At 53.6% G+C, this 14505-nt stretch carries 15 protein-coding genes; 7 read left to right on the forward strand and 8 right to left on the reverse strand.

The genetic code is table 11. The annotated features are described in order from the left end of the window. Positions 1 to 22: 22 nt before the first annotated feature. Positions 23 to 559, forward strand: a complete 537-nt coding sequence (locus BCF53_RS16970; protein ID WP_165901966.1) for a YfiR family protein — start codon at positions 23 to 25, stop codon at positions 557 to 559. A gap of 1 nt (position 560) precedes the next feature. Next, positions 561 to 2681: a putative bifunctional diguanylate cyclase/phosphodiesterase gene (locus tag BCF53_RS16975; RefSeq protein ID WP_132703561.1), complete on the forward strand. Its 2121-nt coding sequence runs from the start codon at positions 561 to 563 to the stop codon at positions 2679 to 2681. A 4-nt stretch (positions 2682 to 2685) separates the two neighbouring features. Here the strand turns inward: BCF53_RS16975 and BCF53_RS16980 are convergent, their stop codons facing one another. Both BCF53_RS16980 and BCF53_RS16985 read right to left on the reverse strand, forming a co-directional pair. Next, a complete protein-coding gene (locus BCF53_RS16980; protein WP_132703563.1) occupies positions 2686 to 2883 on the reverse strand; it encodes a heavy-metal-associated domain-containing protein in 198 nt (65 codons plus the stop codon). Continuing rightward, complete coding sequence (locus BCF53_RS16985; RefSeq protein WP_132703565.1) at positions 2880 to 5252, reverse strand: heavy metal translocating P-type ATPase; 2373 nt, start codon at positions 5250 to 5252, stop codon at positions 2880 to 2882. The genes BCF53_RS16980 and BCF53_RS16985 overlap by 4 nt, the downstream gene beginning before the upstream one ends. Before the next feature lie 437 nt (positions 5253 to 5689). On the opposite strand from BCF53_RS16985, the gene BCF53_RS16990 reads away from it, so the two are divergent. The 3 genes from BCF53_RS16990 to BCF53_RS17000 are packed head-to-tail and all read left to right on the forward strand — an operon-like array spanning position 5690 to position 7093. Then, entirely contained in the window at positions 5690 to 6064 is a 375-nt protein-coding gene (locus tag BCF53_RS16990; RefSeq protein ID WP_132703567.1) for a hypothetical protein, read from the forward strand. Positions 6065 to 6116: 52 nt separating this feature from the next. Further along, the gene (locus BCF53_RS16995) at positions 6117 to 6551 is read left to right on the forward strand and encodes a DUF411 domain-containing protein (RefSeq protein ID WP_132703569.1); all 435 of its coding nucleotides are present in this window, start codon (positions 6117 to 6119) and stop codon (positions 6549 to 6551) included. A 2-nt stretch (positions 6552 to 6553) separates the two neighbouring features. Further along, entirely contained in the window at positions 6554 to 7093 is a 540-nt protein-coding gene (locus tag BCF53_RS17000; RefSeq protein ID WP_132703571.1) for a c-type cytochrome, read from the forward strand. 38 nt (positions 7094 to 7131) lie between these two features. Here BCF53_RS17000 and BCF53_RS17005 read toward each other — a convergent pair whose 3' ends face one another. The 6 genes from BCF53_RS17005 to BCF53_RS17030 form a co-directional block, all read right to left on the reverse strand. Next, a complete protein-coding gene (locus BCF53_RS17005) occupies positions 7132 to 7704 on the reverse strand; it encodes a DUF3833 domain-containing protein (protein ID WP_132703573.1) in 573 nt (190 codons plus the stop codon). Further along, the gene (locus BCF53_RS17010) at positions 7705 to 8220 is read right to left on the reverse strand and encodes a chalcone isomerase family protein (protein WP_132703575.1); all 516 of its coding nucleotides are present in this window, start codon (positions 8218 to 8220) and stop codon (positions 7705 to 7707) included. It abuts the gene before it with no gap. Continuing rightward, complete coding sequence (locus tag BCF53_RS17015) at positions 8201 to 8689, reverse strand: DUF2878 domain-containing protein (RefSeq protein ID WP_132703577.1); 489 nt, start codon at positions 8687 to 8689, stop codon at positions 8201 to 8203. The genes BCF53_RS17010 and BCF53_RS17015 overlap by 20 nt, the downstream gene beginning before the upstream one ends. Positions 8690 to 8814: 125 nt before the next feature. Beyond that, positions 8815 to 10107 carry an HD-GYP domain-containing protein gene (locus BCF53_RS17020; protein ID WP_132703579.1) on the reverse strand — a complete coding sequence of 431 codons (1293 nt, stop codon included), beginning with the start codon at positions 10105 to 10107 and terminating at the stop codon, positions 8815 to 8817. A gap of 89 nt (positions 10108 to 10196) precedes the next feature. Beyond that, complete coding sequence (locus BCF53_RS17025; protein ID WP_207902768.1) at positions 10197 to 11204, reverse strand: DMT family transporter; 1008 nt, start codon at positions 11202 to 11204, stop codon at positions 10197 to 10199. Positions 11205 to 11271: 67 nt separating this feature from the next. Beyond that, on the reverse strand, positions 11272 to 12192 hold the full coding sequence (locus tag BCF53_RS17030) for a LysR family transcriptional regulator (RefSeq protein ID WP_132703581.1): 921 nt from the start codon (positions 12190 to 12192) through the stop codon (positions 11272 to 11274). 121 nt (positions 12193 to 12313) lie between these two features. Between BCF53_RS17030 and BCF53_RS17035 the strand changes: the two genes are divergently transcribed. After that, on the forward strand, positions 12314 to 13285 hold the full coding sequence (locus tag BCF53_RS17035; protein ID WP_165901967.1) for a universal stress protein: 972 nt from the start codon (positions 12314 to 12316) through the stop codon (positions 13283 to 13285). Continuing rightward, positions 13285 to 13728, forward strand: a complete 444-nt coding sequence (locus tag BCF53_RS17040; protein WP_132703585.1) for a phosphate-starvation-inducible PsiE family protein — start codon at positions 13285 to 13287, stop codon at positions 13726 to 13728. The genes BCF53_RS17035 and BCF53_RS17040 overlap by 1 nt, the downstream gene beginning before the upstream one ends. The last annotated feature ends 777 nt before the right edge of the window (positions 13729 to 14505 follow it).

Below are 14505 nucleotides of genomic sequence, written 5' to 3' on the forward strand. Positions count from 1 at the left end.
TGCACGGAGTATGTGGCATGTTATGAAAAGATTCGCAATCACGGTAAAAGCAGTAACACTGATCCTTCTGGTTTTTATGAGCGCCCAATTGGTTGCTCAGGATCAACTGCGTGATTACGAATTGAAAGCGGTACTGATATACAAACTCGCTAAGTTTGTAACCTGGCCGGAAGACTCCGGCACCACCTTCAACATTTGTGTTTATGGCCAGAACCCCTTTGGTGAGGCCCTGGATAAGCTAACGGGCGAGCTGGTGAACAACCAGCCGATCACCATCCGCTACCGCTCGCGCATTACCACTGATCTGAACGATTGTAATGTGCTGTTTATTGCCACCAGCGCGAACGGTCACCTTAACCGCATTTTACTGGCAACCTCCTACAGCCCTGTGCTGACGATCAGCGATATTCAGAATTTCGCCAGCTTTGGCGGCATGATTGAGCTGACCAATGCGAACCAGCAAATAGGCTTTCGTATCAATGTAAAGGCAGCAAAAGCGGTTGAGCTGAACATTGCCTCGCCGCTGCTGGAGCTGGCCACCATAGTGGGGGGGCGCTGATATGCCCGGGCTGCACAACCTCTCCGTTGCAGCGAAGATCCGTTGGATGATCGTCTCGGTTGCGGCCTTCGCGTTGCTGCTGACAACCGCAATTTCGGTTTCCGTCGAGGTGAACAATACCCGTAATGCGCTGTTAGACCGCGTACAGATACTTTCCAATGTCATCAGCACCCACGTTACCGCGGCATTGAGCTTTGGCGATGCCCAAACCGCAACCCGGCTGTTGCAATCCATGGATTTCGATGCCGATATCATCCATGCGCAAATATATGAAATAGCTGAAGATGCACAGGCGTTTGCGAGCTATGACAACCCAGACTTTAAAGCAGCACACGAAATAGACAGCAGCCATCATGACTATTCTGTGCTGGAGCCAGGTCACGACTTTACCCTGGGCCGGCTGAATCTCGCCAGCCCGATTGAATTGGATGGCGAGACCATCGGCATGCTCTGCATTGAAGTGAGCCTTGCCAGTTTATGGCTGCAAATTTTACGTTACCTGCTGTCATCGCTGGCGATACTGCTGGTGGTACTGTTCTTCGTTTACCTGCTGGCGCGAAGGCTGCAACGGCGTATTGCCGGTCCGTTTGAAAACCTGGTGCAGGGCATGAAAAACATTTCGGCCAGCAATGATTTTTCTCACCGCATTGAAAAGGGTGAGAACGATGAAGTCGGCCAGATCATTGATAACTTCAATGAAATGATCGGGCAGATAGAACGCAGTAATCTGCAGATTCAGGCGAAAAACAAAGAGGTAGAGCAGCATGCCTTTTATGATGCCCTGACTGGCCTGCCTAACCGGCGCATGCTGATGCAGCAGTTGAGCAAAGAGCTGAACCGCTGCTCGCGAACCTTTAAAACCGGTGCATTGCTGTATCTGGATCTCGATCATTTCAAGACCATTAACGACTCACTCGGCCATACCACCGGCGATATGCTTCTGAAAGAGGTTGCCCATCGGTTGCGCTCTCATCTTAGAAAGGGCGATACCCCGGCAAGGGTCGGTGGTGATGAGTTTGTGGTGATTCTCACCGATCTGGATGAGAACGTCGGTGTGGCTGCAGAAAACGCACTGTCGGTCGCCGAGGCGCTGCGTAAGCAGCTTTCGTCACCCTACGTTATTGAAGAGCGCCGCTTGCATTCTTCGCCCAGTATTGGCATTGCGCTGTTTCATCACGCCAATGACAGCGCCGATGATCTGATTAAGCAGGCTGACCTGGCCATGTATAAAGCCAAAGAAGACGGCCGTAACCTGGTGCAGTTCTTTGCAGCCGATATGCAAAAGCTGGCCTTGCGGCGTATGCATATAGAAGAGGACTTGCGCCACGCGTTGGAAAGCGACCCAAACCAGCTGGAGCTGCACTATCAGCCGCAGGTGAATCACAACGGGGAGATCTTTGGTGCAGAGGCGTTAATCCGCTGGAATCACCCAACCAATGGCCGTATCAGCCCGGAAGAGTTTATCCCGGTTGCCGAGGTGACCGGTTTGATACACCCGCTGGGCAAATGGGTGTTGAGCCATGGTTTACAGCAGCTTTCGGTGTGGCAATCGAAGGGGTTAAACACGCAACTGGCCATTAACATCAGCCCCAATCAGTTTTTGCAGGAAGGCTTTCTGGAGACAGTGACCGAGGCGGTAAAAACCTGCGGCGTAAATGCCGAGCGCTTTGAGCTGGAGATTACCGAAAGCGTGATCATGCGCGATATCGATGAAGTGGTGGAGCTGATGAAAGAGCTGAAAACTCTGGGCATCAAGTTTTCAATCGATGATTTCGGCACCGGCTATTCGTCACTGCAATACCTGACCAAGCTACCCATTTCAAAGCTGAAGATCGATAAATCGTTCATCAACGACCTGTTTACCGACCCGAACGATGCCGCCATTGTGAATACCATTATTGCCATGACCAAACACCTGGGTGTGGCGGTTATTGCCGAAGGTGTGGAAACCCTGGAGGAAGCCAACTTCCTGTTCGAAAACGGTTGCGATGCCTTTCAGGGGTATTACTACGACCGGCCCATGCCGGCCACCGATATGGAAGGCCGCCTGCTGCAGCAAAAGGCCGGCTTTACTGCAATAGAAGCCGACACCGGCGAAGCTGCCAGTGCCGGTGGGCACTAGTGGCTCAGCTTTCGATCACATCAAACCCAGCCATTTCAACGGCTTCTGTCAGCGCTTCTTTATCGGCATTGCCGGTAATTTGCGCCAGCTTGGTCTCCAGTGAAAAGCTAACACCTTCCACGCCCTTTACCTGAGTCAGTGCTTTTTCGATAGACTTCACGCAGCCGTTGCAGGTTGCCCCTTCAATTTTCAGTTCAATCATGTGTTGTTTCCTTCAGGTTGATGTTCAGACAGGCTTTTTGGGTTCCAGCGCAGCAGCAACACCGAGCTGCTGACCACGCTGACACTGGAAAACGCCATCGCCGCACCGGCAACAATAGGGCTGAGCAGGCCAAAGGCCGCCAGCGGAATACCAATGCAGTTGTAAATAAAGGCCCAGAACAGGTTCTGATAAATCTTCTGCTGGGTTTTTTGTGCAATCTGAATGGCCTCGGCCACCAGGTTAATATCCGGGCGCATCAGGGTAATGCCGGCGGTTTCCATCGCAACATCGGCACCACTGCCCATGGCGATGCTGACATCGGCCTGCGCCAGAGCCGGGGCATCGTTAATGCCATCGCCCACCATCACCACCGGGCTGGCCTTTTTCTGCAGCTGAATCACGGCCTGCGATTTATGCTCGGGCAGTAATTCGGCCATCTGGTGATCCAGCGCCAGGGTTTGCTGCACCGAGTCGGCCACGCTTTTGCGGTCGCCGGTGAGCAACCAGATTGCCCAGTTGCGCTGCTTCAGCCATTGAATCAGCCCGGCTGATTCAGCACGGATGGCATCCGAAATATCGAAGCGGGCCATCAGCTGATCATCCATGGCCACCCAAACCGGGGTGGCGTCGCCGGCCAGATGTTCAAAGTGAGGTGGTTCGAGCGTCAGGCCCTGTTCGCTGAACAGCCGCTGGTTGCCGATGATCAGCCGGTGTTGCAGCGTTGAGGCAATTACACCTCGGCCGGAGACGTTTTCGAACGTCATCTCATCGCTGCTGGCGTCGGCATCCTTGAGCGACTCGACCATGGCCCGCGCCAGTGGGTGCTGGCTTTGCTGCTGAGCCTGTTTAACCAGCGCCAGCAGGGCCGGCGTGGCTGACCAGTTTTCCAAATTCTGCACCTGTGGCGTACCCACGGTGAGGGTGCCGGTTTTATCGAAAGCGATGGTGCCGGCGCGCTGCAAAAGATGCAGCTGATTGATATCGCGCACCAGTACCCCGCGGCGGGCACCGACACCGGTAGCGGCCATAATGGCTGTTGGCGTAGCCAGCCCGAGCGCGCAAGGGCAGGCAATCACCAGCACGCTGACGGCCGCCACCACGGCGGCATCGAACGAGACCAGCCAGCTTTGCAATGCAAAGGTGAGCACCGCAATGGCGACCACCACCGGCACAAACACGGCGGAAATTTTATCGACCTGCTTCTGGATTTCCGGCTTTTGCATCTGCGCGTTGTTGACCAGTGAAACAATCTGCTTAAGGCGGAAATGCTCCGGTGATTTATGCACACGCACGCGTACGCTGCCGTCCATATTACGGGTGCCGGCCAGAACGGTATCTTCGGCCGCCTTGCTCACCGGCAGACTTTCCCCGGTCAGCATCGACTCGTTCACCGCAGTTGTGCCGGAAATAATAATGCCATCGGCAGGGACGGTATCGCCCGGCTGAATTTGAATTTCATCGCCCACCGCCAGTTGTGAAACCGGCGTCTCTATCAATTGCCCGGCCTGCCACTGTTGCGCCACCGGTGGCTGCAACGCCATCAGCTGATGAATGGCATCGCCGGCCATGTTTTTGGCGCGTGCCTCCATCCATTTACCGAGCATCACCAGGCTGATGACCACGGCCGCGGCTTCAAAGTAGAGGTGATGACTGCCCACCACCAGCCACAGGTACAGGCTGTAGCCATAGGCGGCCGATGTGCCCAGCGCCACCAGCACATCCATGTTGGCACCGCCGTTTTTCAGCGCGTGGTAAGCGCCTTTATAGAAGCGGGCACCCAGCCAAAACTGCACCGGCGTGGTCAGTGCAAACTGCAACCAGCCGGGCAGCATCCACGGCAGCCCGATCATGCTGGCGACCATGCCGATGACCATAGGTAAGCTCAGCGCAAGGCCGATCAGCGCCTGCTGCAACAGTTGCGTGTGTGAATCCTGATGGGTCTTTTCGGCGCTGCTGGCTTTAACCACGGGGTAGTTGATGGCGGCCAGGCGCTCCTGAATCTGTGCCTGCGAGCAGACGCCTTCGGTCCATTCAACCTGAATCTGACTGGTCGCCGGGTTGGCCGAAACCGAGACAACGCCGGGCATACGCCGCAGCGCTTTTTCTATGCGCGCGGTACAGGCGGCACAGGTGACATTGGCAACATTCATCTGCGCGCGGCTGGTTTCGGTACTGAAGCCTGCCTGTTCAATCCACTGGGCAACCTCGGCCAGTTGCCGGTTGGAATCGACACGCAGATCGAGCGTTTCCAGCGCCAGGTTCACGCTGGCCTGCTCCACGCCGGGCCGTTTACTGAGGGATTTTTCCAGCCGGTTAACGCAGGCTGCGCAGGTCAAGCCGTTCACCGGGATAATAACGTGGCTGCTCAAGGGGGAGCCTCCTGCTTAACAGTTAATCGCCTTCAGCATGTCATTTAGAGCCGCTCTAACGTCAAGGGCTTTAAACAGCGTTTACATAAAATGCTTGGCAAATTATTTTAAGGGCACCTCTAATAACTCTGATATGTCTCTGCGGAGTCTAAAAAGCTCAGCGGCAAGGCGACGATGAAAAATCATAGTTATTCTATCTTTTGAAATCGTCAACGCAGTCGATGGGCTTTTTAGGACCGCCCTTTGGGGCCTTCAGGAAAAACATCTGTCGTTGTTGCGATTCTTGCAAAGGTCTCGACATTCGCTGCGAACCGCGCCTAGTCAGCTGTTTTTCCTGAAGGCCAGAGATATATCAGAGTTATTAGAGGTGCCCTTAAATAAATCAGCCCCGTTTGAGCATCAGTTTGGTAAACTGCAGGCAACCCACAGGAATCTGCATGATCACTAAAAGCTACAGAAAATTAATCTCTATTTTCGCCAGCGCTGTAATGTTCAGCGTGATGCTTTTGCCTGTTTCCAGCTTCAGCAATGCCGGCGAGCCGCTGACGGCCTGCGCCGATCAGATGGCGCATGTCACTGTGATGCAACCCCAAGCTGCCGACCAGACGATGCCTGTGGTCGCAGGTTGCGATGCAGATCTCAGCTGTGACGCTGGTCAGTGCCCGCAGGCCTCCTGTTGTGTGGTGTCCATTGCCCTGCCGGCCACCTTCAGTTTTAACCTGCTGCCGCCGGCGGCAACGCAATTGACCGTGCTCGCTGTTTTTGGGGTGTCTGCGCCCCGGGAGCTTTGGCAACGCCCTCCTATCGCCTGAAACGCGCCCTTCTTTTAAATACGTTAATTAACAATTCGTTTCAGGAGTTTTTATGAATTCATTCCGTCTGATGCTGGTTGCCGGCATTCAAATTTTTGTTTTTGCCATGGCCGAAAGCATAACCGTTTATAAATCGCCCACCTGCGGCTGCTGTTCACAGTGGGTCTCTATTATGGAAGAGGCCGGGCATGAGGTGACCGTGCATCACAGTGACAGTCTTCAGAGCATTAAGGATGATCTGGGCTTACCGCCTCAGCTGGCTTCGTGCCACTCTGCGGTCATTAATGGCTATGTTTTTGAAGGCCATATCCCGGAAGCAGATATCCTTTCGTTTCTTGAAAACCCACCGCAGGGCGCCAGGGGCTTAGCGGTGCCGGGCATGCCAGCGCGTTCGCCGGGTATGGCGCGACCGGGGCAATCTTATAAAGATTTCAACGTTATCGCCTTTCACGAAGACAACCGCTTCACGCTGTACCGGAAGTATTAACCATGCGCATAGCATGGCTGATGCTTCCGCTGCTCTGCGCGGCTGTTTGGGCCAGTGACGCGCAGCTGGAATACGGGCGAGAGCTGTTTTTAACCTCCGGCGGCTATGGTTGTGCCGTTTGTCACGGCCCGGTGGCTGACGGTGCCGGCCAGGCCGGTGGTTACATTCGCGGTGCCTCGCTGGAATCGTTGCAGCAAAGCCTGCAGCAGGTGGCACCCATGCAGCCTCTGGCCAGCCTGTTCAGTGAGCAGGATGTGAACGCACTGGCGGCCTACCTTTCGTCGCTGGCACAAACGCCGCTGCTGTCTCTGACCTTCAGTGAGGGCAGCTGGCAGGTGCAATATGAGCGCTGGCAGGCGGGGGATGTCGTCGATGTTGTGGTGTTTAACAACAGCTTCGAAAGCCTGCCGGTGAACCTGTCACCGCTGGGGATCGAGCCTTTTCAACTCGCGCCGTTGGAACGGCAAGCGAAAACCGGCCAGGTGACCGATTTAGCGCAGAACCTGGCGCACCTGAAGGCAAGGTTCTCGTTACTGGAGTAACCCTGCTCAGGCGGTTGCCGATTGTTCGGCACCGCCTGCTATTCAAGACCGGCTGTTGGCAGCAATGGCGTATTGCGGCACCGGCTGACCGGCGCTTCTTTATCGAAGAAGATGGAAAGCTCGGCCACCTGAATGCCAAATTTTTTCATTTTGGTGCGGTTAAACAGGCGGTGTTCGTCGATCTGGTAAATCCAGTCGTCCAGAAACAGCTGATAGGTTTTATCGCCCACATCCACATTCAACTTGTACTGCCAGCGGAATACGCTGCCACGAATGCTGCCCTTGGCAGTGCCGACTACATCGTGCGCGGTGCCGGTGTATTGGCCTTCGGCTGTCTTCTGCAGGCGCCAGATGCGCTGATCGGTTTCACCGTCGTCGAAGTAAAAGGCTTCGTCCAGCGTGCCGGTGTTGCCGTCCCAGGAGCCGATGATGTCGACACAGAAGCGGCGCGTCACCTTGCTCTGATAATCCTCCAGAATCCCCCAGGCGGTCACCGGGCCGTTGAAGTAGGTGGCCAGATCAAACGCCGGTTGGCTTTCCGGGTAGTCACTCAGTTGGGTGGTGCAGGCGGTCAGCGTCAGGCTGAAAAAAACGATCAACAACGGCTTCATTTAAACGCCTCCCAGAAGTTTTTTGCGCATCTTCGGCTGGCTGGTTTCCGGCGACAGCCAGATGCTGACGAACATCGGTCCAAACTCCGGTTCGGCAATTTCACCGGTCAGCACGCCATTGAAATAAAAGTGGGTGCGGCCATTGGCAACGTGCATGCTCAGCGTGTCGCCTTCGGAAACATCCGGCCAGTAGTTGAGCAGCTCTTCCATGAACGGCTCAACATCGGCTTGCGGTACGCCCAGGTGTTGCCACTGCTTGTAGGTTTGCTCCACCAGATCGCTGCTTTTGATGTTTTGCAGGTAGGTGATTTCCAGCATGTACTCACCGGCGTGTGGCTGGTTGTAGCCTTCAAAACGGCCGCTGGGGGTATAAAGCCGGCTCTGATACACATTCCAGAACATGATCTTGAGCGTCGCCTCGCCCACTAGCTGAAGGTTGGCAGGCTTGTAGGCCAGGGCGTTGCCGGCCAGCACAACGGCGGCCAGCAGCAGAAGCTTACTGAAGAGATTTCGCATAATTGAATCGCCTTGCGGTACTGATCAAAACAAAGACATTAAGAAGCAGCAGCCAAACCACGCCGAGTAACAGGTAGGTTGAAAGGGTGGAAAGGCCAAAGCTGACCGCGCCGAGGCGTTCTGCCGCCAGATAACTGAGCGGCGCAAAAAGAAGACCGGAGATATGCGCAGCATAGGGCAGCCTGGCAACCCACTTCAGGCTGTGGTTGATGGTGCTGGCAAACGCCAGCCACAGGAACAGCAACCAGTAGGGTGTGGCGGTGAACTCGAACACACCGGCGAAGGTCAGCAGAACATCGGCCAGCAGGCCGATACCCGCAACCGCCGCCATCACCTTGGCTTCGTGCAGGGTGTTGTTGACGATGCACAGGTGAAAGCACAGACCAATGATTGCCAGCGGAATAAAGGCATTGCCGATTACAACCAGGCCAAGCCACAGCGCGTTAAACAGAAGGGCATTGATAATCATGGGAACATCCGCTTTAACAGGGTTGCTGTGATTACGCGGCCGGCTGCTCTTTGGATCAGCAAAAACAGAAAGAAATGCAGGCGAATGCTGTTCTAAAATTGCCTGCGATTCGGTTGGTGTATTTGTTAGCTGGTTGACTGGCTGAAGAACAGCCCGATTCTGAAATCGCCACCCAGATAATCTTTGATCTCCTGGGTGTATTCGTTTCGGTTCAGAGCCTTGGTGATGGACAGCTCGGGGTATTCGGCCAGGTTCAGCATCAGCGCCTGCTTGGCCGGGATATCCGGGTTGAAAATGATCACCGTCGGGTTCAGCAAGTCATCGCTGTTGCAAGCGCTGACCAGCGCAATGGATTCATCACTGAGCAATACAATGGTGCCCGGCGGGTATACGCCAAAGTTGCGAACGAACAGCTGAACGTAAGTGTTATCCAGCTTGCCTTTGAAGTTAGAGTAGAGGTTGGCCATCGCCGTTTTTGGGCTTTGGCTTTCTGTTTCATGGTGCGGATTGCACAGCGTATCGTATTGGTTTGCCACCTGCAGTATGCGCGTCAGGTGAGAAAGCTCTGCGTTGGTGGCAGATTCCGGATACCCCGTACCGTCCAGAAAAACATGGTGATGAGCGATCATGTTAACCACCTCTTCCGGCACAATGTTCAAATGCTCCAGCAGAAAAGCCCCTTTTTCGACATGGGTTTCCATGATCTTTTCTTCCGCCTCGGTCAGTGGCGTCTTTTTATCTGTCACAGCCGGTGGCAGCAGTGCCTTACCCACGTCATGTAAAATAGAAGCAAGCCCAACCAGGCTGATATCGCGCGCTGGCAAGCCCAGGCTTTTGGCCAGTGCCATGGTGAGAATGGTGACGTTGATGGCGTGGCTGGAAGCGGTAAATTCATTGTTGGTCAGGCTGACCAGGCTGACAACGATACTGGGTTCCTCTTCAACCTGCGCCGAAATATGCTCAATCACCTCAGAGGCATCTCTGACGGCATTGGCCGGTGCCGATTTAAGATCGCGGATGAGTGTATTCACCCGCTTCTGGGTTTCATGGTATTGCTGCTCGGTTTTAATTCTTTCGCGCCGGAAGTCTCTGGCTTTATCCAGGCTGCGCTTCTTCTCCTGCCACAGCTCTGAAAGCACCTCGTCGACTTCATCGTCACTGTCAAGCAGGGTTGCGACCTGCTCGCGCTCAGGCACTTTATTGCCCTTCTCCAGCACCGCTTTGACCACCTTCCCCGAAGATTTGTGCACGAGCACCTTAACCTTACGCAGACCCAGCTTTTTAATCTGGTCAATCTCGGCATCGTTCTTTAACGTGAATGACCGAAACAGAAAGGGGTGCTCTGTCCAATTGAGCTCCAGGTCTATGTATAAACCGGGCTGTAAATGCTCAACAGGGATGTAGGTGGATTGCGTCATAGGTGCGTTCTGTGGCCGATGTTACTTTATGTTTGTTCCATTAACAGAGTGTAGCTGTACATGGAACGCTGTGTAGTATTGTCTTGCCGTTAATCACGGCCGGCACTGCGGGTGGTGGCAAACAGCCCGGCAAAAATCAGCGCCATGCCGGCTAGCTGGTACAGGTGAATGCTCTCGCCGAGAAACAGCAGCGACAGCACCACACCAAACACCGGCAACAGATTAATCGATTGCCCGGCACGGGCCGGCCCTAACCGCGCGACGCTGGTCGAGTAAATAAGGTACGCCACTACCGACGGCATGATGCCAACATAGGCCAGGGCAAAGGCCGCATGGTAAGACCATTGCGGCGCGCCAACCGTTGTAAGCTCACCCAGATAAAAGGGCAGCAGAATGACAACACCGATCATCATTTGAATGCTCATCAGGCCATAGCGGTTTATTGCCGCCGGCATGTTTTTGATGGTCAGGGTATAAACCGCCCAGCAGATCATAGCGCTGAACACCCAGATATCGCCGGGGTTTAAGCTGAACGACAACAGCTGCTGCAGGCTGCCGTGAGAAACAATGGCAAGCACACCCATGAACGAAATAATCATGCCCAGCCACTGATTAACGCGCAGCTGCAGTTTTAAAAACAGTACACCAAACAGGCTGATCAGCAGTGGAATGAAGGCGTTCAGAATCATGGCGTTGTTGGCCGTGGTCGATTGCAAACCAACGTAGATCAGCGAGTTAAAGGCGCAGATGCCGGTGACCGAGGCCAGTAAAATACGGCGGCGGTGTTGCCGGTACAGTGGCCATTCTTTAGCCAGAATGCGCCAGGTAAAGGGCAGCAGCACCAAGCTGGCGATCACCCAGCGTAAAAAGGAAAGCGTGAGCGGCGGCACTACACCGCTGACCGAGCGGCCGACAATAAAGTTGCCGGCCCAGAACAACGGTGGCAGTGTCAGCAGAGCAATGGTGGTGAAGAGCGCTTTTAGGTTGGGTGACGAAATCGTTGCTGTCTGTTGCATGCTGAACCTTTTGTTGATTGAGCCGACCAAAGATGCCGGCATTGCGGTGCCATCCAGAGCGATGGCTACGCAGCTTATCAAAAAAAAAGGCGGCTGAAATACTCTGATAAGCCGGCCGCCCTGTATGACCCGGCAACCCGCCGGAGCATTAAGAAAACGGCTTAAGCATGGCGCTGTTGCCTTCGCTCTGGGTATAGCGCAGAAACACATTGGCGATCGGCGATAACGCCTTGCCGTTCGGCCAGACAAACGACCAGTGGCTGGGAATGGGCATGTCTTTAACATCGAGTTTAACCGTGCCTTCATCGCCACCAAAGCTCAGCGCGTGAGACGACAGAATGGAAAACCCAAGGTTGGCCAGCACGCAGTGCTTAATGGCCTCGTTACTTTCAATGGTCATCTTGGTTTTCAGTTCCAGCCCGTGAATTTTAAAAAACTGCTCAATAGAACGGCGCGTACCAGAGCCGGGTTCGCGGGCAATAAAGTGATGCTCGGTCAAATCTGCCAGCGTTAAATTTTGCTGGCGCGCCAGCGGATGCTCCGGTGCGCAAATGGCAATCAGCGGGTTGGGCAGAAACTCTTTGCTGCTGATATGGGCTAAATCGGGCACATGACTGAACACATAAAAATCGTCTTCGGCTTCTTCCAGGCGCGCCACCACCTGATCGCGGTTGCCCACCTTCAGCTGAATTTCAATGCCCGGGTAGCGTTCGCAAAACGGCCCCAATAAGTGCGGAATAAAATATTTAGCCGAAGTGACCACCGCCAGCTTGAGCGTGCCGCGGGTCAGGCCGCTGAGGCTGCTTAGATTGGTTTGCAGCTGTTCAATTTCGCGCAGAATTTCATTGGCCGAGTGCGTTAACAACTCGCCGGCTTCGGTAAAAACCAGCTTCTTACCGATTTGATCGTAAAGCCGTACATCGTTTTGATTGGCCAGTTTTTTCAGCTGCATAGACAGCGTGGGCTGCGTCAGGTTCAGGAATTGCGCCGCCTTGCTGATCGATTTAAAGCGATACACCGCAGAAAGAATCTCAAGCTGCCTTAATGTGCCTAAACGATTCGATTGCATGCTGTTACCCCAGATCAAAATGTATAGATTTTATTCTATAGCTTTAATAGTAATTATCTATTTTTATTTATACCTGTGTTTGTGGAGGATAAAGCCAACCCTCAACAGGCAGGTGAACAACATGCATGACCCAAACGTGATTGTACCCATTTTTAGTTCTCAACCGCTGGATCAACAATACGATCAGGCGTTTGCCTTTTTGAACGCCCGTAATGCAACGCTGCATCTGGTTGCGGTTAATAACACACCCGCGGTGATCCATGCCGACTCAGCAGAGCTGCGCGACCAGCAAGCGCAAATTCTGAAAATGGCGCAGTACCTGAAGTTTGAAACGCTCGACCGCATGGCCGTTCAGGTGCAGCAACGGTTTCCCTGTTTGCGCTTTGAATACCACGCAGGTCGCGAGCTGATGGTGCAGCAGGTTCAGCAGCTTACACACAAGCTGTCTGCCGATTTGCTGCTGTTGCCGGCGCACCTGGCAGCCAGCGACTGCGCCGAGCGTGACCAGGCCGCCAGCCTGATCAGCCAAGCCAGTGTGCCGGTGTGGGCGGTAAGCGCAGCCCAGCCCGATAGCGGTATGATTTTGGGCGCACTGGATATTCCGGTGAATAACCGCCACGCCGATCGCTTTAATCGAATCCTGGTGATTACCGCATCGCAGCTGGCCGCCGGCCAGGGGGTAGAGCTGTTGTTGCTGCACGGCTGGATGAACGGCAACGAGCAGTTTTTGAAAAAGTGGCTGCGCCTGAACGAGATGGACATCGCGCGCATCTCCCGCGCTGATAAACAACAACGGCTGTCGTACCTTAAAGACTATGCCCAGGCGGCAGAGCTGGCCGGTGCTGCAGTGCGTTGCCAGGTGAGCGCGGCCGGTTCTGCGGAGGCGTTGGCAGAGTTGTGCAATCAGCTGAGCCCGCAACTGGTTGTCGCCGGTATCTCGCAACACGGCAGCGGCACCCTGGGTGCCAATGCTCAACAGTTACTGAGCAAAGCCAACGCCGATGTGCTGCTGATCCCCGAAGCGACACAACCTGGCAATCTGTTTGCTGCCCAACGTGCAGCCGACGTAAAACTGAGGAATAAAGAAACCTAATGGTTAAAAATGAAGAACGTCTCATAAAGCAGCTGAAAAAGGTTATTCGTTTTTCCGTTCGGCTGCTCTCCATCATGATGGTTTTTGTCATCGTGATGGGCGTGGTAGATGTTGCGTGGACACTCTATGAAAAGCTGGTGGCGGCACCGAAATTTATTCTGACCATATCCGATATGCTGGCCACCTTTGGTGCTTTTATGGCGGTGCTGATCGCGATAGAGATATTCGTCAACATCACCATTTACCTGCGTGATGATGTCATTCACGTAAAAATTGTTATCGCCACCGCGCTGATGGCCATTGCCCGGAAAGTAATTATTCTCGACTTCAGCGAAATAGAGGCTGTTTATGTGTTCGCCATCGCGGCCGTAACACTGGCTATGGCGGTTGCCTATTACTTAATACACAGCCTCAACGATAAGCAGCATGAGGAAGAGCCTTAGTGGCCGAACTTTACGCATGGCCCTCTAGCTGTAATTCCAATCCCAAACCCTAAAGTGCAATAGCAGTGCTTTAGGGGTTTTGCATTATCTGAAAATAACGCACTCCGCTACGGAGTGCTTATTACACGCCCCTCGCGATATAGAATAACACTACCCACGGTGACCCTAACCCTTGAAGAGAGTCATCACATACAACAAAGCAACGAGGTATTGCGGGCTTAACGGAGCAGGCACAAAAAACACAGCTTGCCAGCAAACAGAGAGCGGTTGGTGAAACCAACCCAGTGTTTCTACGGTTTGCTATCTGTCGCTTTTTGCGGAAATTTCGTGGTTTTACGACAGCTGTCGCAATTGCTGGAAATTACAAGAAATCCGAAGATTACAAGCATTAAAACATTGTTTTAAGTATGGGCTGTAATCTGTTGATTTTATTGGTTTTTAGGGTTATCGCGTATCTCCGAACATTGCGACACATGTCGCTTTTTATGGAATATTGACATTGACAGAAAATGCCGAGGTGCTCAATATGACTGGTCTGTAGCGGCGTTTTATATGTCGCGTTAATTTGAAAACTACGACACGGAAGAAAGCGACAGGTGTCGTAGAACAAACTGTTGAACATGCCCGAGCGGAGCTCGGAGGTGCCCCATCCTAAACTCTTTCCTTGAAACTGGATGTCCAAGGGTCTTCACCTTTTACGGTGGGTTAATGTTTCAGAGTTAGTCCACCCAGATAGAACATTATCGCGGTTTTGTAGCGTGTCTCACTTCTAAATCC

It is taken from the genome of Reinekea marinisedimentorum, from assembly GCF_004341165.1.
GTDB lineage: Bacteria > Pseudomonadota > Gammaproteobacteria > Pseudomonadales > Natronospirillaceae > Reinekea > Reinekea marinisedimentorum.

Excerpts from the sequence above, each read along its gene's own strand:
- BCF53_RS17010 (WP_132703575.1), bottom strand. The coding sequence starts at position 8,220 with ATGCGAAATCTCTTCAGTAAGCTTCTGCTGCTGGCCGCCGTTGTGCTG.
- BCF53_RS17040 (WP_132703585.1), top strand. The coding sequence starts at position 13,285 with ATGGTTAAAAATGAAGAACGTCTCATAAAGCAGCTGAAAAAGGTTATT.
- BCF53_RS17035 (WP_165901967.1), top strand. The coding sequence starts at position 12,314 with ATGCATGACCCAAACGTGATTGTACCCATTTTTAGTTCTCAACCGCTG.
- BCF53_RS16980 (WP_132703563.1), bottom strand. The coding sequence starts at position 2,883 with ATGATTGAACTGAAAATTGAAGGGGCAACCTGCAACGGCTGCGTGAAG.
- BCF53_RS16975 (WP_132703561.1), top strand. The coding sequence starts at position 561 with ATGCCCGGGCTGCACAACCTCTCCGTTGCAGCGAAGATCCGTTGGATG.
- BCF53_RS17020 (WP_132703579.1), bottom strand. The coding sequence starts at position 10,107 with ATGACGCAATCCACCTACATCCCTGTTGAGCATTTACAGCCCGGTTTA.
- BCF53_RS16995 (WP_132703569.1), top strand. The coding sequence starts at position 6,117 with ATGAATTCATTCCGTCTGATGCTGGTTGCCGGCATTCAAATTTTTGTT.
- BCF53_RS17000 (WP_132703571.1), top strand. The coding sequence starts at position 6,554 with ATGCGCATAGCATGGCTGATGCTTCCGCTGCTCTGCGCGGCTGTTTGG.
- BCF53_RS17015 (WP_132703577.1), bottom strand. The coding sequence starts at position 8,689 with ATGATTATCAATGCCCTTCTGTTTAACGCGCTGTGGCTTGGCCTGGTT.
- BCF53_RS16970 (WP_165901966.1), top strand. The coding sequence starts at position 23 with ATGAAAAGATTCGCAATCACGGTAAAAGCAGTAACACTGATCCTTCTG.
- BCF53_RS17030 (WP_132703581.1), bottom strand. The coding sequence starts at position 12,192 with ATGCAATCGAATCGTTTAGGCACATTAAGGCAGCTTGAGATTCTTTCT.
- BCF53_RS16990 (WP_132703567.1), top strand. The coding sequence starts at position 5,690 with ATGATCACTAAAAGCTACAGAAAATTAATCTCTATTTTCGCCAGCGCT.
- BCF53_RS17005 (WP_132703573.1), bottom strand. The coding sequence starts at position 7,704 with ATGAAGCCGTTGTTGATCGTTTTTTTCAGCCTGACGCTGACCGCCTGC.